The organism is Pseudomonas fluorescens (assembly GCF_902497875.1).
Classification (GTDB): domain Bacteria; phylum Pseudomonadota; class Gammaproteobacteria; order Pseudomonadales; family Pseudomonadaceae; genus Aquipseudomonas; species Aquipseudomonas fluorescens_BR.
This window is the reverse complement of sequence record NZ_CABVHY010000005.1, coordinates 106,404-129,991: the sequence shown is the minus strand read 5'-3', so window position 1 is coordinate 129,991 and position 23,588 is coordinate 106,404. Positions and strand designations below refer to the sequence as shown.

At 61.0% G+C, this 23,588-nt stretch carries 22 protein-coding genes; 9 read left to right on the top strand and 13 right to left on the bottom strand.

Features of this window, described 5'->3' with window-relative positions:
* Nucleotides 1-66 precede the first annotated feature (66 nt).
* Nucleotides 67-1,302, top strand: a complete 1,236-nt coding sequence (locus F8N85_RS06445) for a dienelactone hydrolase family protein (RefSeq protein ID WP_150802824.1) — start codon at nucleotides 67-69, stop codon at nucleotides 1,300-1,302.
* A gap of 193 nt (nucleotides 1,303-1,495) precedes the next feature.
* Here F8N85_RS06445 and F8N85_RS06435 read toward each other — a convergent pair whose 3' ends face one another.
* The 3 genes from F8N85_RS06435 to F8N85_RS06425 form a co-directional block, all read right to left on the bottom strand.
* Nucleotides 1,496-2,524 (bottom strand): AraC family transcriptional regulator, encoded by a 1,029-nt coding sequence (locus F8N85_RS06435; protein WP_150802823.1) that lies wholly within the window; start codon nucleotides 2,522-2,524, stop codon nucleotides 1,496-1,498.
* Between the two features lie 3 nt (nucleotides 2,525-2,527).
* Complete coding sequence (locus F8N85_RS06430; RefSeq protein WP_191636128.1) at nucleotides 2,528-3,541, bottom strand: AraC family transcriptional regulator; 1,014 nt, start codon at nucleotides 3,539-3,541, stop codon at nucleotides 2,528-2,530.
* Between the two features lie 377 nt (nucleotides 3,542-3,918).
* The gene (locus tag F8N85_RS06425) at nucleotides 3,919-5,175 is read right to left on the bottom strand and encodes an OprD family porin (protein WP_150802822.1); all 1,257 of its coding nucleotides are present in this window, start codon (nucleotides 5,173-5,175) and stop codon (nucleotides 3,919-3,921) included.
* A gap of 412 nt (nucleotides 5,176-5,587) precedes the next feature.
* Between F8N85_RS06425 and antA the strand changes: the two genes are divergently transcribed.
* The 8 genes from antA to F8N85_RS06385 all read left to right on the top strand — a co-directional run bounded on the left by antA (nucleotide 5,588) and on the right by F8N85_RS06385 (nucleotide 13,368).
* Entirely contained in the window at nucleotides 5,588-6,976 is a 1,389-nt protein-coding gene (antA, locus tag F8N85_RS06420; protein WP_150802821.1) for an anthranilate 1,2-dioxygenase large subunit, read from the top strand.
* Between the two features lie 2 nt (nucleotides 6,977-6,978).
* Entirely contained in the window at nucleotides 6,979-7,470 is a 492-nt protein-coding gene (antB, locus tag F8N85_RS06415; RefSeq protein ID WP_150802820.1) for an anthranilate 1,2-dioxygenase small subunit, read from the top strand.
* 18 nt (nucleotides 7,471-7,488) lie between these two features.
* The gene (gene antC, locus F8N85_RS06410; protein ID WP_150802819.1) at nucleotides 7,489-8,514 is read left to right on the top strand and encodes an anthranilate 1,2-dioxygenase electron transfer component AntC; all 1,026 of its coding nucleotides are present in this window, start codon (nucleotides 7,489-7,491) and stop codon (nucleotides 8,512-8,514) included.
* Between the two features lie 247 nt (nucleotides 8,515-8,761).
* Nucleotides 8,762-9,922, top strand: coding sequence for an ABC transporter substrate-binding protein (locus F8N85_RS06405; protein WP_150802818.1), 1,161 nt, complete (start codon nucleotides 8,762-8,764; stop codon nucleotides 9,920-9,922).
* A 64-nt stretch (nucleotides 9,923-9,986) separates the two neighbouring features.
* Entirely contained in the window at nucleotides 9,987-10,898 is a 912-nt protein-coding gene (locus tag F8N85_RS06400) for a branched-chain amino acid ABC transporter permease (protein WP_150802817.1), read from the top strand.
* 10 nt (nucleotides 10,899-10,908) lie between these two features.
* Nucleotides 10,909-11,943 carry a branched-chain amino acid ABC transporter permease gene (locus tag F8N85_RS06395; RefSeq protein WP_150802816.1) on the top strand — a complete coding sequence of 345 codons (1,035 nt, stop codon included), beginning with the start codon at nucleotides 10,909-10,911 and terminating at the stop codon, nucleotides 11,941-11,943.
* On the top strand, nucleotides 11,940-12,689 hold the full coding sequence (locus F8N85_RS06390; protein ID WP_150802815.1) for an ABC transporter ATP-binding protein: 750 nt from the start codon (nucleotides 11,940-11,942) through the stop codon (nucleotides 12,687-12,689). The genes F8N85_RS06395 and F8N85_RS06390 overlap by 4 nt, the downstream gene beginning before the upstream one ends.
* Nucleotides 12,682-13,368 carry an ABC transporter ATP-binding protein gene (locus F8N85_RS06385; protein WP_150802814.1) on the top strand — a complete coding sequence of 229 codons (687 nt, stop codon included), beginning with the start codon at nucleotides 12,682-12,684 and terminating at the stop codon, nucleotides 13,366-13,368. Before F8N85_RS06390 ends, F8N85_RS06385 begins: the two co-directional genes overlap by 8 nt.
* A gap of 83 nt (nucleotides 13,369-13,451) precedes the next feature.
* Here F8N85_RS06385 and F8N85_RS06380 read toward each other — a convergent pair whose 3' ends face one another.
* The 10 genes from F8N85_RS06380 to F8N85_RS06335 all read right to left on the bottom strand — a co-directional run bounded on the left by F8N85_RS06380 (nucleotide 13,452) and on the right by F8N85_RS06335 (nucleotide 23,580).
* The gene (locus F8N85_RS06380) at nucleotides 13,452-14,075 is read right to left on the bottom strand and encodes an NIPSNAP family protein (RefSeq protein WP_150802813.1); all 624 of its coding nucleotides are present in this window, start codon (nucleotides 14,073-14,075) and stop codon (nucleotides 13,452-13,454) included.
* Between the two features lie 255 nt (nucleotides 14,076-14,330).
* Nucleotides 14,331-15,329, bottom strand: coding sequence for a 3-hydroxybutyryl-CoA dehydrogenase (locus F8N85_RS06375; protein WP_150802812.1), 999 nt, complete (start codon nucleotides 15,327-15,329; stop codon nucleotides 14,331-14,333).
* Nucleotides 15,326-16,432 carry an NAD/NADP-dependent octopine/nopaline dehydrogenase family protein gene (locus F8N85_RS06370; protein WP_150802811.1) on the bottom strand — a complete coding sequence of 369 codons (1,107 nt, stop codon included), beginning with the start codon at nucleotides 16,430-16,432 and terminating at the stop codon, nucleotides 15,326-15,328. Before F8N85_RS06370 ends, F8N85_RS06375 begins: the two co-directional genes overlap by 4 nt.
* A 184-nt stretch (nucleotides 16,433-16,616) precedes the next feature.
* The gene (locus F8N85_RS06365) at nucleotides 16,617-17,798 is read right to left on the bottom strand and encodes an alpha-hydroxy acid oxidase (protein WP_150802810.1); all 1,182 of its coding nucleotides are present in this window, start codon (nucleotides 17,796-17,798) and stop codon (nucleotides 16,617-16,619) included.
* Between the two features lie 146 nt (nucleotides 17,799-17,944).
* Nucleotides 17,945-19,222, bottom strand: a complete 1,278-nt coding sequence (locus tag F8N85_RS06360) for an OprD family porin (RefSeq protein ID WP_150802809.1) — start codon at nucleotides 19,220-19,222, stop codon at nucleotides 17,945-17,947.
* Nucleotides 19,223-19,448: 226 nt separating this feature from the next.
* Complete coding sequence (locus F8N85_RS06355) at nucleotides 19,449-19,949, bottom strand: flavin reductase (RefSeq protein WP_150802808.1); 501 nt, start codon at nucleotides 19,947-19,949, stop codon at nucleotides 19,449-19,451.
* A gap of 19 nt (nucleotides 19,950-19,968) precedes the next feature.
* On the bottom strand, nucleotides 19,969-20,928 hold the full coding sequence (locus F8N85_RS06350; protein WP_150802807.1) for a PDR/VanB family oxidoreductase: 960 nt from the start codon (nucleotides 20,926-20,928) through the stop codon (nucleotides 19,969-19,971).
* A gap of 112 nt (nucleotides 20,929-21,040) precedes the next feature.
* Nucleotides 21,041-21,781 carry an SDR family NAD(P)-dependent oxidoreductase gene (locus tag F8N85_RS06345; protein ID WP_150802806.1) on the bottom strand — a complete coding sequence of 247 codons (741 nt, stop codon included), beginning with the start codon at nucleotides 21,779-21,781 and terminating at the stop codon, nucleotides 21,041-21,043.
* A 10-nt stretch (nucleotides 21,782-21,791) separates the two neighbouring features.
* Nucleotides 21,792-22,268 (bottom strand): aromatic-ring-hydroxylating dioxygenase subunit beta, encoded by a 477-nt coding sequence (locus F8N85_RS06340; protein ID WP_150802935.1) that lies wholly within the window; start codon nucleotides 22,266-22,268, stop codon nucleotides 21,792-21,794.
* A 19-nt stretch (nucleotides 22,269-22,287) separates the two neighbouring features.
* Nucleotides 22,288-23,580 carry an aromatic ring-hydroxylating oxygenase subunit alpha gene (locus F8N85_RS06335; protein ID WP_150802805.1) on the bottom strand — a complete coding sequence of 431 codons (1,293 nt, stop codon included), beginning with the start codon at nucleotides 23,578-23,580 and terminating at the stop codon, nucleotides 22,288-22,290.
* Nucleotides 23,581-23,588 lie beyond the last annotated feature (8 nt).

The window sequence follows — 23,588 nt, the reverse complement described above, 5'->3', positions numbered from 1 at the left end:
CCAGCGGTTAGCCACCATGAATACTACAAACAAGACCTACTGATGAGTCGATAACGAGGAAATGACATGGGCACCATGATCAATGTACAAGCCAGCGACGGCAGCGGCAGTTTCGCCGGTTACCTGGCACTACCCGCCAGCGGCAAAGGCCCCGGGGTGGTAATTGGCCAGGAGATCTTTGGCATCAACAGCAACATGCGCGAGGTGGCCGATTTCTACGCCGAGGAAGGTTATGTCGCCCTGGTGCCGGACCTGTTCTGGCGCCTGGAGGCGGGCGTCGATCTGGGCTACACCGAGGCCGACTTCGCCCGTGCCATTGATCTGTTCCAGCGCATGGACCTGGACCAGGCCGTCGACGACATCGACGCCAGTTTCAAGGCCCTGCGCGGCCTGCCCGAGGTCGAAGCCGGCGGCCTGGGCTATGTCGGTTTCTGCATGGGCGGCAAGCTCGCGTACCTGACCGCGACCCGTACCGATGTCGCCTGCTCCGTGGGCTATTACGGCATGGGCATCGAACAGCTGCTCGAAGAAGCCAACAACATCAAAGGCCGCCTGGTGCTGCACTTCGCCGAACAGGATGGCTACTGCGACGCCGATGCCAGGTCGCTCATCAGCAAACGTCTGGCTGGACGCGACAAGGTCGAGATGTACACCTACCCCGACGTCGACCACGCCTTCGCCCGCAACGGCGGCATGCACTACAACAAGCCGGCAGCGTTGATGGCCCATGAGCGCACCATCGCCGCGCTCAAGCAGGAAATCGGCCCGCACTACAACCTGTCCGACCTGTGGGAAAAGCACATCGAACTCGAATTCGCCGTGCGCGATGTGCCGGCGACCATGGCGACCATGGTCGCAGAACCCTACGTCAACCATATCCCGACCATGACCGGTGGCGTGGGCAACCGAGAGCTGAGCCGCTTCTACCAGAACCACTTCGTCCACGCCAACCCGCCGGACATGAAACTGGTGCCGATCTCGCGCACCGTCGGCGCCTCGCAGATCGTCGACGAGTTCGTCATGTGCTTCACCCACACCAGCGAAATCGACTGGATGCTGCCCAATGTCGCCCCGACCGGGAAGTACGTCGAAATCCCGATGCTGGGCGTGATCAAGTTCCGTGGCGACAAGCTCTGCCATGAGCACATCTATTGGGACCAGGCCAGCGTCCTGGTGCAGATCGGCCTGCTCGATCCCACCGGCCTGCCGGTGGCTGGCATCGAAACCGCGAAGAAGCTGCTCGACGAACAACTGCCGTCCAACACCCTCATGGGCAAATGGCCGAGTAGTGCCGACCGCTAAACCCAACACGCTCACTCAAGAAAATCTCGAGGCGAACGAGGGACTTGTGGCGAGGGGGCTTGCCCCCGTTGGACCGCGCAGCGGTCCTGAAACCAGCTAACGCAGTCTTCCAGATGGGCTCAATATGCCGCTTTACGACCGCTACGCGGCCGAACGGGGGCAAGCCCCCTCGCCACAAGTGTGAGGGCTTGGTTCAGTCTGCCCGGGCGCTGGAGGTCTGGTGCGGCAATTCGCCAAAACGCTCTCGGTAGTAATGGGCAAAGCGGCCGAGATGACCGAAGCCATGCTCCAGGGCGACTTCGGTGATGCTCAGGTCGCGACGACCGAGCAAACGTTCACGCACCGCTTCAAGCCGCAGGTTGCGCAAGCGCTCCATGGGCGTTTGCCCGTAACAGCGCTGGCACAAGGTGTTAAGACTGCGCACGCTCATCCCCCCCGCCGCCGCCAGCTTCCCCAGGGTGAGCGCTTCACCAAGGTGGCTGCGCATCAAACCTTCGATCTTCTGCAGCTGACGCATTGCCTGACGCTGTGCCGGCGACTCGACGATTGCCGTCGGGGCCGAGTCGACTTTCGGCGGGTGAGTCAGCAAGAACAGCGGCAGGCTCTCCTCCAGGTGACGCAGCCAGTGCCCATGCACCGGCCCGCCGGCGCTGGAGCCCAGTTGTTCGAGCAAGTCGTCCACCAACCGCAGCCAGCCACGCGTCTGGTCGGTGTCGAGCCGATAGGCTGGCGGCAAGGTAAACCCCACGGCAAGTCCCCCTTCATCCACCAGCCGCTCTTGCATCATCCTCAACAGGCTGCGCGGTACCTTTAGCAGCAATTGTTCGCAGCCGCTGTGCCAGACCAGGCGGGCCTGGCGGTTGGGCGAGAGGACCGCCACCTGGCCCGCTTCCAGCTCCAGCGAAAGGCCATCGCATTCAATGCTCGCCCGGCCCCGCAAGGGCATCTGCATCAGCACGAAATCGGTAAAGGGGCGTGGCCGCACCTCGACCTCCGCGCCATAGCGCAACACGAACAACTGGCAGCGCCCCACTTCGGCGCGAAAGAACGCCGTATCGACACTGCCGCCGCGCCAGCTCAGGTCATGCTCGACAAGCTCACGAGCGAGCAGCCTATGGCTCTCTTGCCGCGACCGGCTGGTGAATACGGGGGTCTGGCACAGCCGCGACAGATCGAGCCCGGCCCCGGCGCCAGAAGCCGGGTTGGCGAATAGCGACGCCATGGTTCAAAACGACCGGTTACGGCGGGCTTCGTTGCGCTGCAAGGTCATGCTCGGCGTTTCATTGAACAGCTTGCGGTACTCGCTGGAGAAACGCCCCAGGTGGATAAAGCCCCAACCCATGGCGATCACGGAGATATTGCGCGCCGAATTGTCCTCGAGGATTTCCTGGCGAACCGCCCCCAGGCGGTACTTCTTCAGATAAGCCATGGGCGACAGGCCGAAGTACTTCCTGAAGCCTTCGAACAGCTTGAAGCGCGACACCCCCGACACCACCTCGATATCTTCCAGGTGCAACGCCTCCCGGGCGTTTTCGTGGATGTATTGCTTGGCCCGGATCAGGTAATGCGGCAGCTTCACGCCGAGCACATCGCGCAACTCTGCGGAGTAGTTATTCGGCTGGGCAAGGATCAGGCCCTTGATCAGCGAGTTCTCGATATCCCGGGTAAAAAAGGTCTGGTCATACAGCTCGCGACTGCGCTCCAGCTCGCCGATAAAGTAGCGCGCCATCCGCCACCACGATGCTGACGAACCGTTGACAGCGTCCATCAGCGGTTCGAAGCGCAGAGGGGTTTCCAGGGTCCGTTGCAGCATGTCCTCAAGGGATGTGCGCATGGCCGCTCGGGTGATGACCACCTGGATCTTGCGGCAATCGCCGGCAATCGACAGTTCCTGGTTTTCGTGGGGCGACACGATGATCCCGTGATCGGGATCCGAGGTGACCTGGCAGCCGTTCTTGCTCAAATACTGCTCGCCTGTGAGAGGCAGGGTGAGGCTGTAACTGCTCAGGTGTTCGGCGTCTTCGATGCCCACCGTGACGTCAGTGCCGTACTCGATGGTCCCCAGGGTGGTGGACATCGACTTGAGCACATTGCCGCTGTGATGGAAGCGGATCCGGTTGGGGGTGCTGGTCTTGAGCAGGTGCGGCCCGCATATGCCAGCCATCCATTGGCGAGCGCCATTGAGGTCATAACGCTCGATACGAATGTCTCGAACATGTACATCAGGACTTGTACTCATCACGGGGCACCCAAGGCTATTTTATGGACGAGCTCTAACGGCGCGCCTTTAACTCGAAAGAGCAATCTTCATGCCGCGAACAGCCCTCCAGGGGTCTGGCGAAATATGCGGATAACATTCACCGAATAAACGGACAAAATCGGCCCTGTGCAAGAATGGGCTGTATGCCACAACGCATTCCCGGTCCGCGAACACTGGGGCAGCGCGGTAAAAAAGCGCATGGACCCACGTCCGGCACCCTCGTCATGCATCCGAGGAATGAGCTGATTGGGTATTACCTGCCCAGATGCCAGGCAGGTGTTACCTCAAACGGTGTTGAATACCGGCCGATCGCAACCTGGCGCAACTCCTGCAGTCGACACTGGCCGAGGCTCGACCTACCAGAATTTCCAGGTGTAGGCGGTTATCAGGCGGTTCTCGTCGAAGTCGTTGCCATGCTGGAACTTGACGTTGATGTTGCGCAATTCGACGCTGACGTTCTTCAGCGGTCCGTCCTGGACCACATAGGAAAGGTAGATGTTACGCTCGGATTCGCTGTTGTCGCTCAACGCGCCACGATCGATATCGCTGCCGCGCATGTAGCGGGTCATCAGTTTCAAGCCGGGCAATCCCAGGCCGGCGAAGTCGTAGTCATAACGCGCCTGCCAGGACTTTTCGTTGGGCTTGATGAAGGCTATGGCCGACCAGTTCACCAGATAAGGCTGTGGCGCATAGCCGTTGAGGGTTGGGAAGGCACTGTCGCCGAGCATCCGCTGGTAACCCAGACCAATGGCGTGGGGGCCTTTGCGCAAGGTGGTCATGGCGCCATAGGAACGGTTGTCGATGCGCCCGTACAGGGCATCGCCGTCTTCCTTGTTGTTGAAATAACGCAGGTCGGTCTTCAGACCGTAACCGCCGCCCAGGTCAGACAGGTAGGTGGCACCCAGGTAATGCTGACGGTAGATGTCTTCCAGTTGCCCGTAGAAATAGCTGGCGGTCAGCGCCGGGGTGAACGCGTAGCTCGCTCCGCCGAAGTTCAGGCCGTCGCTGCGGCGCTGCACGTCAGGCCCGTTGAACAGGTACATCTTTTCGCTATTGGAAGATTCGCGGCCACTGATTTCAGTGAATCGCCCGCCGGTGAGGGTCAGCTTGTCGACCTCCCTGGACTCGATCAGGGTGCCGTGATAAGTGGTGATCAACTGCCGCGAGTCGTCGGTATAGGCCACCGGCAACGTTGGCCGGTGTTCACCGAATTTCAGTTCGGTTTTGGAGTAGCGCACTTTCGCCGTGTAACCACCGCGCCCGTAATCGCTAGCCTGTTCCTGCTTGCTGACACTGTACGGAATGATGCTGTCAGGTCCCCTGCCGCCGCCGCCATCGAGCCGGTAAGCGTATTGCATCGAAGCGTCCAGGCCGAATTGCAGCGGGCCTTCGGTATAGCCGGAAATAAAGCGCAGGTCGAAGCCTTGGGTCCAACTGCCGACACGGGAATTCTTCGGGTTCTCGCCCTTGAAGTCGCGATCGATATAAAAGTTACGCAAGCCCAGGGCCAGGTGACTGTCTTCGATAAAATCCGCCTGGGCCATCAGCGGAGTGAACATTCCGGCCAGGCTGGCCGCCTGCACACAACGGGTTAACCAACTCGCTTGAAACATGACATCTCCCCTTTATTTAATGCCAAACACATTAATTAGCGGCGCGATCAAAACGATCACCCCAACAGTTGATAGTTGTTTCTTTATTAAAATATTCAGCGCTGGTCGTTATCGGCAACCGCCGTCCCGAGAACCACTGCAAGACTTCGCCAGTGATTAGGCCGCATCGGCGCCAGACTCTCTAGCCCGTTAATTCGAAACTCATAGCCAATTAATTCGCACTTTCCAGCCAGCGCCAAGCCCAACCCGGGCTGGCGCTTCAAGACTTCCAGACCGCGCCGTGAGCCGCCTGATTTTATGGACTGTGTTTGCCGACAAAGCGGATAGACCCCCAGGCGGGAAACTTATTTAATGCCAACACGAAACACTTACTCCATGCACGAATTAGCCCGATGCAAAGAGGTATTGATTAATGAGCAGCGCAAAAAGCGTCGAACAATGGAAAGGCTTTATTGAGAGCTGCCTGGACTTTCGTCCGGCAGAAGGCATCTTCCGGATTGCCCGGGATATGTTTACCGAGCCGGAACTTTTCGATCTGGAAATGGAGCTGATCTTCGAAAAGAACTGGATCTACGCTTGCCATGAAAGCGAGCTGGCCAACAATCACGATTTCATCACTATGCGTGCCGGGCGCCAGCCGATGATCATTACCCGTGACGGCGACGGTCAGCTCAACGCCTTGATCAATGCCTGCCAGCATCGCGGCACGACCTTGACTCGCGTCGGCAAGGGCAATCAGTCGACCTTCACCTGCCCCTTCCACGCCTGGTGCTACAAAAGCGACGGACGCCTGGTCAAGGTCAAGGCACCTGGCGAATACCCGGAAGGTTTCGACAAAGCCACTCGCGGCCTGAAAAAAGCCCGCATTCAGAGCTACAAGGGTTTTGTGTTCATCAGCCTGGACGTGCACGGCGATAACAGCCTCGAAGACTTCCTCGGCGACGCCAAGGTGTTCTTCGACATGATGGTTGCCCAGTCGCCCACCGGTGAACTCGAAGTGCTGCCCGGCAAGTCGGCCTACACCTACGACGGCAACTGGAAACTGCAGAACGAAAACGGCCTCGACGGTTATCACGTCAGCACCGTCCACTACAACTATGTGGCCACCGTCCAGCATCGCCAGCAGGTCAACAGCGAAAACGGCACCAGCACCGGCACTACCCTGGACTACAGCAAACTCGGGGCCGGCGACGCCGACACTGATGACGGCTGGTTCTCGTTCAATAACGGCCACAGCCTGTTGTTCAGCGACATGCCCAACCCGGCGGTCCGTTCCGGCTACGCGACGATCATGCCGCGCCTGGTCGAGGAACACGGCCAGGACAAGGCCGAGTGGATGATGCATCGCCTGCGCAACCTGAATATTTATCCCAGTCTGTTCTTCCTCGACCAGATCAGCTCGCAGCTGCGGATCATTCGCCCGGTGGCCTGGAACAAGACCGAAGTCATCAGCCAGTGCCTGGGGGTTAAAGGCGAGTCGGACGCCGATCGCGAGAACCGGATTCGGCAGTTCGAGGACTTCTTCAATGTGTCCGGCCTCGGCACCCCGGACGACCTGGTGGAGTTCCGCGAGGCCCAGCGCGGTTTCCAGGCACGCCTGGAACGCTGGAGCGATATATCCCGCGGCTATGACAAATGGGTCACCGGTCCGACCCGCAACAGCGAAGCCATCGGTATCGCCCCAGCCCTGACCGGCACCGAATTCACCCATGAAGGGCTGTACGTCAACCAGCACAGCAACTGGCAGAAATTTCTGCTCAATGGCCTGGAAGCGAAATCCCTGAAGCTGCGTGAGGTGTGAACATGAATGCGCAATTGCAGTACCAGATCGAACAGTTTTTCTACCGTAAATCCGAGCTGTGCGACGCTCAGGACTGGGACGCCTACATCGAGCTGTTCGACGAAAGTAGCGAATTCCACCTCCCCCAGTGGGACTCCGAACATGTCTACACCAAGGACCCCAAGCGCGAGATGTCGTTGATCTACTACGCCAACCGCTCCGGCCTTGAAGACCGGGTGTTCCGCCTGCGCACCGGCAAGGCGGCCTCGGCCACGCCGATGCCCAGGACCCTGCACCTGGTCAACAACCTGCGCATCGAACCCACGGAAAACAATGGCCTCGAGGTGCGCCTCAACTGGCACACGCTGTTCTATCGCCAAGCCACTTCCGAGCAGTTCTACGGTCGCGCCACCTACCAGCTCAAGCCGGTCGGCGACAGCTGGAAGATCACCCGTAAGCATGTGCTGCTGCTCAACGACACCATCAACTCGGTGCTCGATTTTTATCACCTTTGATTGGCGGGGTTCTGGATCATGAATCACAAGGTAGCGTTCAGTTTTGCCGATGGGAAAACCTTGTTCTTCCCGGTACAGAACAATGAAATCCTGCTCGATGCAGCGCTGCGCAACGGCATCAATATTCCCCTGGACTGTCGCGAAGGCGTTTGTGGGACGTGCCAGGGTCGCTGCGAGTCGGGCCAGTACAGCCAGGACTACGTGGACGATGAAACCCTGTCGGCCGAGGATTTGCGTCAACGCAAAATGCTGGCCTGCCAGACTCGGGTCAAGTCCGACGCGGCGTTCTACTTCAACTTCGCCTCGAGCCTGTGCAATGCCTCAGGGCCAGATCGGCTAAAGGGCATCGTGCGGGCCGTCGAGCAGGTCTCGCCCAACACCGCCATCCTGCACCTGGACGCCGGCGCCGATGGCCAGCAACTGGACTTCCTGCCCGGCCAGTACGCCCGACTGCAAGTGCCGGGCACGGACGGCAAGCGCTCCTACTCGTTCGCCAACCGCCCCAACAACGGCAACCAACTGCAATTTCTCATCCGCCTGCTGCCCGACGGGGTGATGAGCAATTACATCCGCGAACGCAGCCTGATCGGCGATGAGATCATGCTGGAAGCGCCGCTCGGTGCTTTTTACCTGCGCCACGTCGACAAGCCGCTGGTGTTCGTGGCCGGTGGCACCGGGCTCTCGGCGTTCCTCGGCATGCTCGACGAGATCGCCGAGCGTGGCGGCTGCGGTCATCCGGTACACCTGTACTACGGCGTGCGTAACGCCGCCGACCTCTGCAAGACCGCGCACATCGCGGCCTATGCCGAGCGGATCCCTGGCTTTCGCTTCACTCCGGTCATCAGTGACCCGACGCCGGACTGGAGCGGCAAGCGCGGCTACATCACCGAGCATTTCGACCTCGCCGAGTTTCGCGACCAGGCCCTGGATATGTACCTCTGCGGCCCACCGCCCATGGTCGAGTCGATCAAGCAGTGGCTAGTGGAACAAGCCCTGGACCAGACCCACCTGTATTACGAGAAATTCACCGAGAGCAACACCTGACACTGGAATCGATAACAACCCATAAATTTCCAGTCAGGTGTGAACACTGACCCGTGGCGAGGGAGCTTGCTCCCGCTGGACTGCACAGCAGTCCCATTTTGGGGCCGCTACGCAGCCCGGCGCGAGCAAGCTCGCTCGCCACAGAAACGTACTCGACTCAAAACCGCTTGACTGACCAGACACTTTTTTACTGCCCTCAACTAACAACTACGTCACGCGCGATGCGGACATCACTAAAGGCGGCACTATGAAAAAACAACTCGTGGGTACCCTGCTGGCGGCCAGCTGCTTCACCAGCCTCATGGCCCAGGCCCAGGACCCGGTGCGCATCGGTTTTATCACCACCCTCTCGACCCCCGCCGGCTACCTGGGCGAAGACTCGCGCGACGGCTTTCAGCTGGCCATCGACCAGGAAGGCGGCAAGCTTGGCGGCGTGCCGGTGAGCCTGCTGGTAGAGGACGACGGTCTGCAACCGGCAAAGGCCAAGCAGATCGTCGACCGCATGAGCCTGGACGGCATTTCACTGTACACCGGGGTGATCTTCTCCAACGTGCTGGCCGCGGTGGTCAATACCGCGACCAAGGACGGTTTCTACATCAGCAACAACACCGGCCCCTCGAGCCTGGCCGGCAAGCAATGCAAGCCCAACTACTTCGTGGCCTCGTACCAGAACGACACGATCCATGAGATGGCCGGCGTCGCGGCTAACGACCTGGGTTACAAGAAGATGGTCATCCTGGCCCCCAACTACCAGGGCGGACGCGATGCCCTGGAAGGGTTCAAACGTACCTACAAAGGCGAAGTCACCGAGATCTACACCAAGCTCAACCAACTGGACTTCTCGGTCGAACTGGCGCGGGTCCGCTCCCTGGCACCCGACGCGATCTTCGAGTTCCATCCCGGCGGCGCCGGCATCAACTTTGCCAAGCAGTACGGCAGCTCAGGGCTGAACAAAACCATCCCTATGGTCGTGCCCGTGTTCTCAATGGACGAACGCATGCTCGCGGCCACCGGCGAAGTCGCCAAAGGCATGAACATCGTGACCCTGTGGAACCCGCAGTCGAACAACCCGGCCAACCAGGCGTTCGTCAAAGCCTTCAGCGAAAAATACAACCGGGTGCCAACGGTGTATGCCGCCCAGACCTATGACACCGCCAGGCTGATCGGTGCCGCACTCAAGACCGTGGACGGCGACATGAAAGACCCCGAGGCGTATCGCAACGCGCTGCGCAACGTCAAGTTCGACTCGATCCGCGGTGATTTCGCCTTCGGCAAGAACCAGCACGCGGTCATCGACTGGTACTTGCTGCGCGTAGAAGCCGACGCCAACGGCAAGCTGATCCAGGTGCCGGTGCAGACCATCGCCAAATCGCAAGTGGACAGCTTCGCCGCCGAATGCGCCCTGTGATCCGACCTTTCGGTCTCGTGCCTGCCTGCGTGAGCGGCCGGCACTTTTCGTAGGATTTCCCAGCATGCTGCTACTCGAACAAATGCTTAACGGTTTGCAATACAGCGCCCTGCTGTTTTTGCTCGCGTCCGGCCTGACGCTGATCTTCGGCATCATGGGCGTCATCAACCTGGCCCACGGCGCCTTTTACATGGTCGGGGCTTTCTGCGCCGCCTACACCGCTTCGGCCAGCGGTTCGTTCTGGCTCGCCGGGCTGGCCGCCATGGTCGGCTCCGCGCTGTACGGGCTGCTGATTGAAACCAGCATCATGCGCCGGCTTTACAGCCGCGATCACCTCGACCAGGTGCTGGCGACCCTGGCCGTGGTGTTTTTCACCAACGAACTGATCACGCTGCTGTTCGGCCGCAGCCCGCCTGCCATGCCGACCCCCGAGTGGTACGGCACGTTCGTCGAAGTGCTGCCGGGGCTGATGTACCCGGTCAGCCGCCTGCTGTTCATCGGCGCCGGGGCGCTGGTGGCCATTGCCATGTGGCTGCTGATCAACCACACCCGCCTGGGGATGCTGATCCGCGCCGGGGCCGACGACCACGAGATGGTCGGCGCCCTGGGGGTGAACATCGCGCGTCTCTACACCCTGGTCTTCGTCTTCGGCTGCGTGCTCTGCGGACTTGCCGGCTTCATGGCGGCACCCCTGCTGTCGGTGGAAATCGGGATGGGCGAAAAAGTCCTGATCACCACCTTCGTGGTCATCGTCGTCGGCGGCGTCGGCTCGGTGCGTGGCGCCCTGGTCGGTGCTCTGCTGATCGGCATGGTAGACGGCCTGGGCCGGGCCTATATCCCGCAACTGCTCGACCAACTGTTGCCCGCCGAAGTCAGCGGCACCTTGAGTGGCGGGCTGATTTCCGCCAGCGCCTACATCGTCATGGCCGTGGTCCTGCTGGTCCGCCCACGCGGCCTGTTACCCGCGCGCGCCTGAGGAGAAAAACATGTCCCGCCGAGTCATTATCGATCTGCTTTGTCTGGCGACCTTCGCCCTTCTGCCGCTGCTCGCGTCGTTGTTGCACGAACCCTTTCTGGTCAGTCTGTTCACCCGTCTGGCGATCTACGGCATGGCCGCGGCGAGCCTCGACCTGCTGATCGGCTACGGCGCGATGATCAGCTTCGGCCATGCGGCCTTTTTCGGCCTGGGCGGTTATGTGGTCGGGGTCATTGGTTTTCACACCTCCCAGGTCATGCCGTTATGGGGCTGGGAAGGTTCCAACAGCGCGCTGATCGTCTGGCCGCTGTCGCTTCTGGTCTGTGGGCTATTTGCACTGGTGGTGGGCTATCTCTCCCTGCGTACCAGCGGCGTACAGTTCATCATGATTACCCTGGCGTTCGGCCAGATGCTGTATTTCGTCCTCAGCTCACTGTCGCTGTACGGCGGCGACGACGGCATCCTGCTCAGCGAACGCAACACGCTGCCGGGCCTGGACCTGGAAAACCCGGTGCAATTCTATTACCTGTGCCTGGGGCTGCTGGTGGCCTGGCTACTGTTCTGCCGCAGACTGGTGAACTCGCGCTTCGGCTTTGTTCTGCGCGGTCTCAAGCAAAGCGAACGCCGCAGCATCAGCCTGGGACTGCATCCGCTGCGCTATCGACTGAGTGCGTTCGTCATTGCCGGTGTCGGCGGCGGCCTGGCCGGTATTCTGTGGGCCAACTACGCGATGTTCGTCAGCCCCGACATGGGCGCCTGGCACAAGTCCGGCGAGTTGATGGCGATGGTCATTCTGGGCGGCGTCGGCACCCTGCTCGGGCCAGTGCTCGGCGCAGCGGTGTACCTGGGGTTGGAGCAGGTGCTGAGTCTATGGACAGAGCACTGGTTGTTGATCTTCGGTCCACTGCTGCTGGTGGTGGTGCTGTTCGGCAAAAAAGGTCTGTACGGCCTGCTGCTCAGTCCATGGCCGCGCTGGCGCAAGACCCCGACAACGCAGGGCCCGTCCCCTATCGCCAACGGCGAGATCAGTGAGGTACGTCCATGAACCCGCAACTCTCGATCCAGGGTCTGGAAAAAGCCTTTGGCGCGGTCAAGGCCACCAACGGTGCGAGCTTCGATATCGCCCCCGGCGAATTGCACGCCATCATCGGCCCCAACGGCGCTGGCAAGTCCACACTGATCTCGCAGATCGCCGGGGAGATTCGCCCGGACAAAGGGCGGATCTTCCTCGCCGGGAGTGACATCACCGACGTGCCCGCCCATCAGCGCCCTCGCCTCGGGCTGGCCCGGGCCTTCCAGGTCAGCCAGCTGTACCCGGATTTCACGCTGCTGGAAAACGTCGCCCTGGCGATTGCCGCCCGCGACGGTCAGACCTTTGGTTTTTGGAAGCCCCTGGCAAGCGACCGCCGCCTGCTGGAGCCGGCCGGCGGTTATCTGCAGCGCGTCGGCCTGGGTGCCCGTGGCCAGTCCCTGGTCAGCGAGTTGTCCCACGGCGAACGGCGGCAACTGGAGATCGCCCTGGCCTTGGCCCAGGAAGCCTCTGTGCTGTTGCTCGACGAACCGATGGCCGGGATGGGCGCCGAGGAGTCGGCGCGCATGACCCAATTGTTGCTCGAACTCAAGGGTCGCTACGCCATCTTGCTGGTGGAGCATGACATGGACGCGGTCTTTGCCCTGGCCGACCGCATTACCGTGCTGGTGTACGGCCAGACCATCCTGACCGGCAGCGTCGAGCAGATCCGCAACGACCCGCAAGTACGCGCCGCCTACCTGGGAGAAGAACATGCTTGAAGTCAGTGGATTGCAGGCCGGCTACGGCCTGAGCCAAGTGCTGTTCGACATGCACTTGAAGATCGAACAGGGCCAGGTGGTATCGCTGATCGGACGCAATGGCATGGGCAAGACCACCACGGTCAAATCGATCATGGGCCTGCTCAAGCCCAGTGCCGGCAGCGTATTGATCCACGGCCGGGAAATGCGCGGCGCGGCGCCCTACCGGATCGCCCAAGCCGGACTGGGACTGGTGCCCGAAGGCCGGCGCGGCTTTGGCAGCCTGAGCGTGCGGGAAAACCTGCTGGCCACCGCCACCCGGGGTAAGTGGGACCTGGCGCGAATCTACCAGTTGTTTCCGCGCTTGCAGGAACGCCAGGACCAGCTGTCCAAAACCCTCTCCGGTGGCGAACAGCAAATGATGGTGGTCGCCCGGGCCCTGCTCACCAACCCGCAACTGTTGATTCTCGACGAAGCCACCGAAGGCCTGGCGCCGATCATTCGCGAAACCATCTGGAGTTGCCTGGCGAACTTGAAGGCCGAGGGCGAGACCATCCTGGTCATCGACAAAAACCTCAAGGAAATGGCCCGCGTGGTCGATTGCCATCACATCATCGAAAAAGGCCGCCAGGTCTGGCACGGCACCCCGGCGCAACTGGCCGAACAACCGGAACTGTCCCAGCGCTACCTGGGCGTCTGAGCCTCCATTGCTGATAAGAACGAGCTCGCGCGTAGCGGTGTATCAGAAAGACCGCTGATCGCGAGCAAGCTCGCTCCTACCGGTCATTGCAGCGGTGAAAAGCTCGCGGGCAGGTAGATCGTCGAGTGCATGTCGCGCAGTTGCGGGCCGGAGTTTTCCGGCGGCCAGACGCCCTCTTGCACCGCTCGGGTGCGGACATCCAGGCGCTCTTCAAGCGTGGCGTAGGGCCAGATGTGCAGGTAGCGCGGCAACTGGCCGTCGGTGGCGTAGAAGGCCCCATACACCGGCGAGTACTGCTCGGTGGTTCTTGGCCCGACAGCCTTCTCCCAGCCCTTGAGCGTCGGCGCCAGGCCCGACGGCACCAGGTCATAGACCCGAAGCTCGTAGAACGGCCCATGCCGGCCAGCGGGCAGCGGTTCGATAAAGTCAAACAGCGTGTAGTTCTCCACCCGCATGTCCGTCAGGCAGGCCTCGATGCCGAACGCATCGGTGCTCGACAGATAGCGTTCGCGCTCGGCCTGGCGCGAGGCCTCATCGACAAAACCGCGCAGGACCGCAATCTGGTTCAACGGGCCGATCTCGGACGCCCAGCAGCCCATCAATTTCACATTGGCATTATCGCCGGCCAGGCACAGCTCCAGGCTGGTCATGGCAGTGGCGACAGTGCGCACGCGCACGGTGAACGTGATCAGTTCGTACAGCTTCATGACAACCTCGACTCAGGATCAAACACGTGCGTGGATGACCTGCACCCACAACGAAAAAACCGACGCACCCGTTCCGGTGCGCCGTTGCCCGGCAGCAAGATCAAAAGATCGCAGCCTGCGGCAGCTCCTACGCCGACCGCGTACATCCCTGGGTTACTGGATGAACACACCCCCCCGTAGGAGCTGCCGCAGGCTGCGATCTTTTGGCGGTTTTGAAGGAAGCGAAGCTGTCGCAAACACACGTCAGCCCCGCGCTCAGGACGTTGTCACGGCACCGTTGAAGACCGGTGACAGCCCCATCAACTCGAGCTTGCGGGTAAACTCACCCAGCCTCTGAAGTTTGTAGGCTTGCAGATCAACGTCCTGGTAATCGTAAAATCCCTGGCCTTCACGCAAACCGTTGCGCCCCTGGGCCATGTTCTCGGCGATCACCCGGGGTGGCAGGAAGCGTGGGTCGATGGCCTTGGCCAGGTAATGGGAGGCATAGAACAGGATGTCGCCGCCACCCCAGTCGATGAACTCGAGCATTCCCAGCACCGAGAAGCGCAGGCCGAAACCCACGCGGATGGCGGTATCGATATCCTCGGCGCTGGCCACGCCCTCCTCGACCATCCGCGCCGCTTCATTCATCGCCAGCGCCTGGATCCGCGGCACGATGTAACCCGCCGCCGGAGAGCATTGCACCGGCACTTTGCCGATCCGTTTGAGCAGCGCCATAAGGCGCTGCACCACCTTCGGGCAAGTGGTCTCGCTGCGGCTGACTTCGACCAGCGGCATCAGGAACGCCGGGTTCAGCCAATGGGCATTGACGAAGCGTTCCGGGTGCGTGACCAGTGCCGCCAACTCGGTCACCAAGAAGGTCGAGGTGGTGGAAGCAATCACGGTTTCACTGCCGCAGGCGGCGCTGAGCCAGGCGAAGGTTTCGGCCTTTCGCTCAAGCACCTCGGGTACTGCCTCGAACACCACGGCGGCGCCTTGCAAATCGTCGCCACTGCGCTCGCGGTCACTCAGGCGCAGATGGCTCATGACGTGCCCGACCTGGGCCGGATCGAGGGAGCCCAGGCGCGCGAGGGTCGCCAGTTCGTCCCGCAGATGGGCCTCGACCTGTTGGAAGTAGTGGTCCCGGGCCTCCTCGTCGCGCTGCTTGATATCGATCAGGGTCACCGGCAGTCCGGCGTACATGAACGCCAGGGCAATACCCTCGCCCATGCGACCCGCGCCCACGATGCAGATACGTTCCAGGCTGGCGTTCATGCCTGCAATCCCTGGGTCAGGCGTTCCGCCATTTCGCTGCGGGTCAGTTGGTCCAGGCCAAGGTTTTCCAGGGTGCGGCCCTCGGCATACAGATCGATCCCGCTGACCACCGTGGCCAGGCTCAGCAAGCCCTGGGCAACCGGCGTCGGAACCCCGGCCCAGCGCCCGACCGACACCAGGAACGACAAGCCCAGACGCGTGTCTTCGAGCATGTAGCGGTGTTTTTGCAGGTCGATGTCTTCGCGCCAGTCGCCGCTGTCGGTCAGCTTGCCATGGGCGCCGCGACCATACATCCACTCATCGCCGTCGGTGGCGTAGTGATCGGCCAGGGGGAAGTGCGGCGCCCCATAGCCCAGCGCTTCACGCAGGGCTATGCGTTCGGCGTCGAGGGCATTGGTCACGCGGCGGATCGAAGGCACGGTGCCTTCGTTGTGAATGTCCCAGGTTTCGAAATGTTCGAGGGGACCGGCGTTCATCAGGATCAACGGCGGATGAATGATCGGCCCTGCATTCATCAGTGCGCCACTGAGGGCATCCTCGATCGGTTCGACACTCGGGTAAGCCTCGCGCAACACGGCGAACGCCGACTCGCTCAAGCGACTCGGAAAGACCCCGGTCGGCAAACGGGTCGCATAGCCGCTGATGACCACTTGGTTGTCGCCATGTTTGCGCGCCAGATAGGGCAATGTGCCCGTTTCGGCGAACGCCACCTTGCTGCGGTTGCCCGCCTTATCCATGGCCTGGGCGAACACCATGCTGCCAAAAGTGCCCGGCGGCAGAAACACCACCTGACCGTCGCGCAGCAGCGGCGCCAACTCGACGGCCAGGGCTTCGTGGGAAGTCGACGGCAAGGCAATGACCAACAATTGCGCATCGGCTACGACCTGCGCCAGGTCAGCGGACAGCGTCAGGGCATCGCCGGGCTGACCGAGGCTCAGGGTGCGTTCACTGCGAAAGTCGCGCACCGCCAAATGGCCGAGGCTTTGCAGTCTTTCCAGGGCGGCACTGTCTCGGCGCCACAGGCGCACTGAGTGACCTTTTTCCGCCAACTCGATGGCTGCCGCATAGCAACCGTGACCACCGCCGATAACACTGATATTCATGAATGCACTCCTGTAGATGAGCCTCGATCCTAGCAACGGCCCCTCAGGCCCGCTGCCCGAAACGCGCAAGCACCGTCCCGATTCTGCACACCAATGGTCCTGCTCGCCCTCTGCAGGCGCGGCGCTCGCCATGGAACCTTTGCCCCTGCGCGCATCCAGCTGGCAGGAGGGCCGCAGGGCCTTTTCAGGCCATGCGGCGCTGGAACAACGTGTCGCGATCAAGGTAGTTGAGGTGGGTGCAACCCATGAGATTCATAGTCAGTTTCAATTCGTCGGTCAGCAGATCCAGCGCCCTGCCGGCACCGGCTTCGCCTGCCACCGCCACGCCGTAAAGGGTCGAGCGGCCCAGCAGGACCGCGTCGGCGCCAAGCGCAACGGCTTTGACAATGTCACTGCCACGACGGACCCCGCCATCGAGCAGCAGGCTGAGTTTGCCCTTCGCTTCGGGCGCAATGGCCGCCAGTGCATCGAGGCTGCTCAGAGCGCCGTCCAGTTGGCGCCCGCCATGGTTGGACACCACCACACCATCGAGCCCCAAGGCGATGGCGCGCTCGACATCCGCCGGATGCAACACGCCCTTGAGCAGCAACCGCTCGCCCCACTGGTCACGCAAGCGCGCGAGCATGTCCCAGTTGAGCAAGGTGTCCATCTGTTTGCCGATAAAGGCCATGGACCCCAGCGGATTACGCTCGTTCTGCGGCAAGTAGGGCTCAAGGTTACCCATGCCGGGCAGCCCCGACGGCCACATCACTTGCTTGAGCCAGCGCGGGTGGCGCACCACGTCGAATGTGTTGCGCCACGACAACTGCCGTGGCCTGGCGAAGTTGCGTCGGTCCCATTCGCGATTGCCCAGGACCATCGCGTCGCAGGTCAGCACCAGAGTGCGGCAACCCACGGCGTCGGCCCGGCGCAACAAGTCGCCTTGCACCCGGGGGTCGCGCATGGCGTAGAGCTGGAACCACAGGTCGACCCCAGGTGCGGCCGCGACGAGTTGTTCCAGAGAAGTGTTGGACGCGGTGCTCAGGCTGAAGGGCAGCCCGCGTGCGGTCGCGGCCCTGGCCAGATGAATGTCGGCATCGCGGTGCAACAGGCCGTTGTAGCCGGTCGGGCCGATCAGCATCGGCACCGGCAGCACTCGCCCGAACAAGGCGCGTCGCATATCGGGGGTATGGCACGGGACCATGGCCCTGGCGTGCAGTCCATAGGACCTGAACGCGTCAAGATTGTCCTTGAGTGTCAACTCGGCTTCGGCCCCTCCGCTAAGGTATTCCCAGGCGAAATAAGGCAAACGCCGCCGGGCCATGTCGGCCAGTTCGGCAATGCTGTGAACACGACTCAGGTCGGTACCGGTATGGAAACGGCGCATAGGCGATCCTTGAGTAAAGCGGTAAAAAACCGCTGCGAAAAAAAGCCCGGAGGGAGCGATCCGGGCGAAGTAAACCACGTGTTTCGAAACCGTTTATGCCCGGATGCGCGGGCAGAACCAGGAACCACCAACGGTTCCCGGGGACTTCAGAACTTCCAGGTGTAGGTAGTGATCAGACGGTTTTCCTGATAGTCCGCACCCGAGGCGCTGCCATTGCCATAGCGGGTCTTGACGTCGATATGGCGCCATTCCACGCCCAGGTCCTTGAGTGCACCGCTTTGCACCACATAACCCAGGGTGATGTTGCGTTCGCTTTCGACGTTTTCGTCCAGGGCATTGCTGCCACGGTCGATGCCGGTGCCGCGCAGGTAGCGGGTCATCAGTTTCAGACCCGGCAAACCCAGGCCCGCGAAGTTGTAGTCATAACGCAGCTGCCAGGAGCTTTCGTTCGGCTTGACGAACGCCACTGCGGACCAGTTCACCAGGTAAGGTTGCGGCGCGTAACCGTTGAGCGTCGGGAACATCGAGTCTCCGAGCATGCGCTGGTAGCCGACACCGAAGGCATGGGCACCCTTTTTCAGGGTGGTCATGACCCCGTAGGACTTGTTATCGATAGCGCCGTACATCGCCTTGCCGTCTTCATTGTTGTTGAAGTAGCGAAGGTCGGTCTTCAGCCCGTAACCGGCACCCAGGTCATGGTTATAGGTCAACCCGAGGTAGTGTTGCTGATAGATATCTTCCAACTGACCGAAGAAGTAAGTAGCGGACAGATTCGGGGTAAAGGCATACGTTGCACCGGCAAAATTCAAACCGTCACTGCGGTGTTTGATATCGCGACCGTTGAACAAATACATCTTCTCGGTATTGGACGATTCCCGGGAACTGATTTCGGTAAAACGGCCACCCGTCAGCGTGAGATTATCCACCTCCTTTGATTCGACCTGGACACCGTGGTAGGTGGTAATCAGCTGCCGTGAATCGTCGATGTAAGCCACTGGCAACGTCGGGCGAAGTTCACCGACTTTCAGTTCGGTCTTGTTGTAACGAACTTTGCCGGTCAGCGCCGCTCGACCATAGTCACGGACTTGTTCGCCTTTGCTGTGGTCATAGGGAATGATGCTGTCCGGGCCACGGCCACCGCCGCCATCCAGGCGATAGGCGTACTGCGCCGAGAGGTCCAGGCCAAACTGCAAGGTGCCTTCGGTGTAACCCGAGATGGCGCGAAAATCAAAGCCTTGAGACCAGCTGCCGATCCGCGACTGGGGGGCGTCATGCTGTTTGAAATCACGATCGATGTAGAAGTTGCGCATCCCCAGGCTGACCTGGCGATCGTTGATGAAATCAGCGCGCGCAATCAACGGTGTGAAGACCCCTATGACGGCCGCAGCGGTGACTCCGCGGCTTACCCAGTTCTTCTGAAACATGAAACCTTCCTTCTTTACACATGCACACAGGCACGGCGAGTGGGGGCAGATCAAATCAGCAAAGGTGAAACTTTGGCAGTTAATCAACCGTATTATTTTTATAACCACTTACTGCAAAAAAAGTCGCGATACGAACATTCGAAAAACAACCGAATTCGTTTTATAGTTATTATTAAATGCTTAATGCTTTGAAAATTACTTTCGATAATCCAATGCTTCTACAGCGTCAGGAAGTTGCTTTTGAGGCATCCCCCAAGTGGTGATAAGCCCGATTGAAATACACCAGGCCTTCCTGGCTTTCGCTATTGCGAATACCCAGCACTTCGCAATAGAAAATCGTGTGCGACCCCACTTCATGGGCTTGGGCAATACGGCAGTCGAAACTCACCAGCGCCTCATCGAGCAAAGGTGCACCACTTTCCAGGGTGCTCCAGGACGCGCAGGAGAAACGCTGTTCGGTATCGAGATTGCGGTCGGAAAACGCCCCCGAGACTTCCCGGTGACCGGGAGTCAGCACGTTCACGCTCAGCACGCCGTTGCTCTTGAAATGCACGTTGGAAAACGACGAGCGATTCATGCACACCAACAGCGTCGGCGGCTGGTCGGTGACGCTGCACACCGCCGAGGCGGTGAAACCGAAACGGCCGGCAGGACCATCGGTGGTGATCACCGAAACCGCGCCACCGAGCATTGCCATTGAGTTACGAAATCCAGTTGTATCGACCATGGTCTTAGCCTCCGGTCTATCAGATATCCAGCACCAGCTTCTTTGACTTTGCCCGGGAGCAACACACAAGAATCTGGTCATTGGCGGATTTTTCATCATCCGTAAGGTAGACGTCGCGGTGATCCGGTTCGCCTTCGATGACGTCGCACAGGCAAGTGCCGCAGACGCCCTGCTCACAAGACACTTCAATCTTGATCCCCACGGCGCTCAGCGCATCGACGATGCTCTGGCCCTCGGCGACCTGCACGGTCTTGCCGCTGCGCTGGGCGACCACTTCGAAGCCTGCGCCCGAGGCGTCGACGTCGACCTGGAAGTATTCGCGGTGCACATGATCGTCGGCATAACCCAGTTCCAGGGCTTGGGCGATGACCCAGTCCATGAAACCCGCCGGTCCGCAGACATACACATGCACGCCCGCCTGCGGGGTGCCCAGGACCTGGGGCAGGTCGAGTTTCTGTTCAGCCGCTTCATCGTCGAAGTGGGTGCGCAGCCGGGACGCGAACGGGGCATCGCCCAGCTCTTCGAGAAAGGCACTGCGGCTGCGGGAACGGCCGCAATAGTGCAGTTCGAAATCGCTGTCGCGGGCATTCAGCGCGTAGGCCATGGCGACCATCGGGGTGATGCCGATACCGCCGCCGATCAGGATCGAGCGGCGGGCATCGCTGGCCAGCGGGAAGTGATTGCGCGGCAGGCTGATTTCGATTTCGCGACCTTCGCGCAGCAGTTCATGTACCGCCACCGAACCACCCCGAGAGGCCGGGTCCTTGAGCACACCGAGGCGATAGGCGCTGGTGTTGGCCGGGTCGCCGCACAGCGAATACTGCCGAACCAGCCCGGTCTTGAGGTGGATATCAACGTGTGCGCCCGCTTCGAAGGCGGGCAAGGACTGCCCCGACGGATCGCTCAGATCCAGCACGACGACACCTTCGCCCTGCTCTTCGCGCTTGCGCACGACGACTTTCAATAATTGATCGCTCATACAGGATCATCCCGATTTCGTTGTAAGGGGGCACACCTGGGCGGCCCCCGCTGCTGTTCTGAAACGTGAAACTGAAAGGTGAAGCTCAATCCTGGCGCTGACCCGCGCAGGCTCAGCGCATGAAAAGCCCGCCATTCACATCCCAGGTCGCCCCGGTGGTGAAGTAGGCGTCTTCGCTGGCCAGTTGCACGATCAACTTGCCGATAAAGGCGGCATTGCCCAGTTGCTTGACCGGGATCGCCTCGATCAGTTTTTCCAGGCGATCGGGCGGCACGGCGGCGCGTACCGCGGGTGACTCGATCGGCCCGGGGGCGATGGCATTGACCGTGACACCGGACGCCGCCAGCTCCTTGGCGAAGATCTTGGTCAGAGTGATGATCGCGCCCTTGGACGCGGCGTAATGCGCACCGGTGGCGGTGCCGCCGTTCTGCCCCGCCAGGGAAGCCATGTTGATGATCCGCCCGTAACCCTGGGCCGCCAGGTAGCTGCCAAACACCTGGCAACCGACGAAGGTGCCGCGCTGGTTGATGCTCACCACCCGGTCGAACTCTTCCGGGCTGATCTGCATCACCGGCGTGGTCATGGTCATCGCGGCGTTGTTCACCAGCACCTGCAGCACGCCCCAGTGCGCCAGTACCGCGGCCAGTGCGTCCTCGAAGTCGGCCTTGCTCGACACGTCGAGCTTGAGCGCCAGAACCCGCTCGCCACTGGCATCGAGTTCAGCCGCGGTGGCCTGGGCCGATTCCAGCGAACGGTCGCTGATCACCACCCGGTAACCGGCGCCCAGCAGTTGTTCGGCGATGCTCTTGCCCAGCCCCTGGGCCGCGCCGGTGACCAATGCTACCTGTGTCATGACAACGTCCTCAGAGGATGTAACCGATACCGGCGAGGGTGTCGGTGGAGTTGATCAACTGAATCAGCTTGCGCTGGATCTTGAAGCTGTCGCCGCTGCGCACCAGTTGGAAGGTGACATCGGCGGTGTACTGCTTGAGCACATCCTTGCGAAATTCGCGCAAGTTCTGCGCGCAACGCACCGTGATGATCCCGTCTTCATCCGACAACAGGCGAAAGCGCGACTGGCTGCGCACGGTGCGCGCACGCGGGGTGGTCGAAATCGACTCGCCGCTGGTCAGCCGGGTCACGCGCAACTGACGCATGTGATGATCGTCGTAGGCGTAGTTCAGGGTGTTCTCGAAATCGGTTTCCAGCGGATCGATCGGGATGATGTAGGTCGCGGTCTCGGCCCACAGATCGAGCCATTCGACGAAATCGCCGTGGTCGAGCATGTCCGCTTCCTGCCAGATGAAAGCGCTGACCTGGTTGAGCAATTGCAGATTAATCATGGTGTTCTCCGTCGACTCAGGCCGACATCATCTTTTTCCACTGCTGGTAGCCAGCGCGCATGCCGGTCTCGGCGCTCACATCGCTCACCAGCCCGTCTTCGGACTCTCTTTCACCCGGCAAGCCGCGATTAAGCATGATCCACAGATCGGTGCCGGCGCTGGCACCGCGCTGTACGCGTTCCCAGGCTTCGGAGTCGTCCGGGGTGCCGAAACCCATCGGGCCCTGGAAGTGTTCATGCAGGCGCAGGCGATAACGGTTGGCCACGGCCGGGCCCCCATCCATGGTGATCACCGCGTGATGGATCTCGGTTTCGTTCACCGCGATCGGTTGCAGCACCCGGAAGAACGCCATGGAACACGCGATGTTCGGGAACAGGTTGAGGTTGAAGCCCGAACCGCCTACCGCGCGCACGATGCGCCGCACCGATTGCTCGTCCTGGCCTTCGGCGCGCAGCTGCTCGGCCAGTTCCTCGAAACGCGCCGGGATTGGCAGATCGAGGTTGGCTTCCAGGTCGATCAGGTCGGGGATCATCACCATCACGCTGTGGCCGTTGCCCAGGTCTTCGACGTAACCCGGCCCTTCGACGAAATCGAACAGCGCCAGGGTTTGTTCATCCACCGAAGACAGGAACGACTTGTGGACCAGCGGAAAGTGGTAGGCATCGGTGGTGTTTTCCAGCTGGATCTTCCAGTTGCCGGGGAAGCGGAAGCGATGCTCGCCACCCACTTTGACCGGGTAACCGGCGCCCTGCTTCATGAACAGGTCGATCCACTTTTTCGCCGGGCCGAGGTAATCGGCGAGCGGCTCGATATCATCCTTGAAGGTGGCGAAGATCATGCCGTTGTACTGCTCGACACGCAGGCTCACCAGGGGCAGCTCGCTCTTGTCCAGGCAGTCGGCGTAACTTTCCGGGTGCGGCACGCCACGCAGGCTGCCATCCAGGGCGTAACTCCAGCCGTGGTATGGGCAGACGAAGCTGTTGGTCTTGCCCTTCTTGTGTTCGCAGACCGTCGCGCCACGGTGGCGGCAGCGGTTAAGCAGCACGTGGACGTCTTTCTTGCGATCACGTACGACAATCACCGGCTGCTTGCCGACGTAGGTGCTCTTGTAGCTGCCCGACTCGGGAATCTCGCTGGCGTGGGCCACCCAGATCCAAGTGCTGTAGAAAATCTTGTCCAGCTCCTGGTCGAAGATCTTCCCGTCGGTGTACAGCGACGTGTGTACGCGGTCATGCAGGACCAGGTCGGCCGGGTTGGCCGGGTTGGCCGGGTTGGCTTCCAGCGTTACGGTGTTTATCAGGTTACTCACGATCACTC

Coding starts and splice junctions, on each gene's coding strand:
- F8N85_RS06375 (WP_150802812.1), bottom strand. CDS start 15,329: ATGAACGCCAGCCTGGAACGTATCTGCATCGTGGGCGCGGGTCGCATG.
- F8N85_RS06390 (WP_150802815.1), top strand. CDS start 11,940: ATGAACCCGCAACTCTCGATCCAGGGTCTGGAAAAAGCCTTTGGCGCG.
- F8N85_RS06350 (WP_150802807.1), bottom strand. CDS start 20,928: ATGAGCGATCAATTATTGAAAGTCGTCGTGCGCAAGCGCGAAGAGCAG.
- F8N85_RS06360 (WP_150802809.1), bottom strand. CDS start 19,222: ATGTTTCAGAAGAACTGGGTAAGCCGCGGAGTCACCGCTGCGGCCGTC.
- F8N85_RS06345 (WP_150802806.1), bottom strand. CDS start 21,781: ATGACACAGGTAGCATTGGTCACCGGCGCGGCCCAGGGGCTGGGCAAG.
- F8N85_RS06380 (WP_150802813.1), bottom strand. CDS start 14,075: ATGAAGCTGTACGAACTGATCACGTTCACCGTGCGCGTGCGCACTGTC.
- antC (WP_150802819.1), top strand. CDS start 7,489: ATGAATCACAAGGTAGCGTTCAGTTTTGCCGATGGGAAAACCTTGTTC.
- antB (WP_150802820.1), top strand. CDS start 6,979: ATGAATGCGCAATTGCAGTACCAGATCGAACAGTTTTTCTACCGTAAA.
- F8N85_RS06395 (WP_150802816.1), top strand. CDS start 10,909: ATGTCCCGCCGAGTCATTATCGATCTGCTTTGTCTGGCGACCTTCGCC.
- F8N85_RS06430 (WP_191636128.1), bottom strand. CDS start 3,541: ATGAGTACAAGTCCTGATGTACATGTTCGAGACATTCGTATCGAGCGT.
- F8N85_RS06445 (WP_150802824.1), top strand. CDS start 67: ATGGGCACCATGATCAATGTACAAGCCAGCGACGGCAGCGGCAGTTTC.
- F8N85_RS06385 (WP_150802814.1), top strand. CDS start 12,682: ATGCTTGAAGTCAGTGGATTGCAGGCCGGCTACGGCCTGAGCCAAGTG.
- F8N85_RS06405 (WP_150802818.1), top strand. CDS start 8,762: ATGAAAAAACAACTCGTGGGTACCCTGCTGGCGGCCAGCTGCTTCACC.
- F8N85_RS06370 (WP_150802811.1), bottom strand. CDS start 16,432: ATGAATATCAGTGTTATCGGCGGTGGTCACGGTTGCTATGCGGCAGCC.
- F8N85_RS06355 (WP_150802808.1), bottom strand. CDS start 19,949: ATGGTCGATACAACTGGATTTCGTAACTCAATGGCAATGCTCGGTGGC.
- F8N85_RS06425 (WP_150802822.1), bottom strand. CDS start 5,175: ATGTTTCAAGCGAGTTGGTTAACCCGTTGTGTGCAGGCGGCCAGCCTG.
- antA (WP_150802821.1), top strand. CDS start 5,588: ATGAGCAGCGCAAAAAGCGTCGAACAATGGAAAGGCTTTATTGAGAGC.
- F8N85_RS06400 (WP_150802817.1), top strand. CDS start 9,987: ATGCTGCTACTCGAACAAATGCTTAACGGTTTGCAATACAGCGCCCTG.
- F8N85_RS06365 (WP_150802810.1), bottom strand. CDS start 17,798: ATGCGCCGTTTCCATACCGGTACCGACCTGAGTCGTGTTCACAGCATT.
- F8N85_RS06435 (WP_150802823.1), bottom strand. CDS start 2,524: ATGGCGTCGCTATTCGCCAACCCGGCTTCTGGCGCCGGGGCCGGGCTC.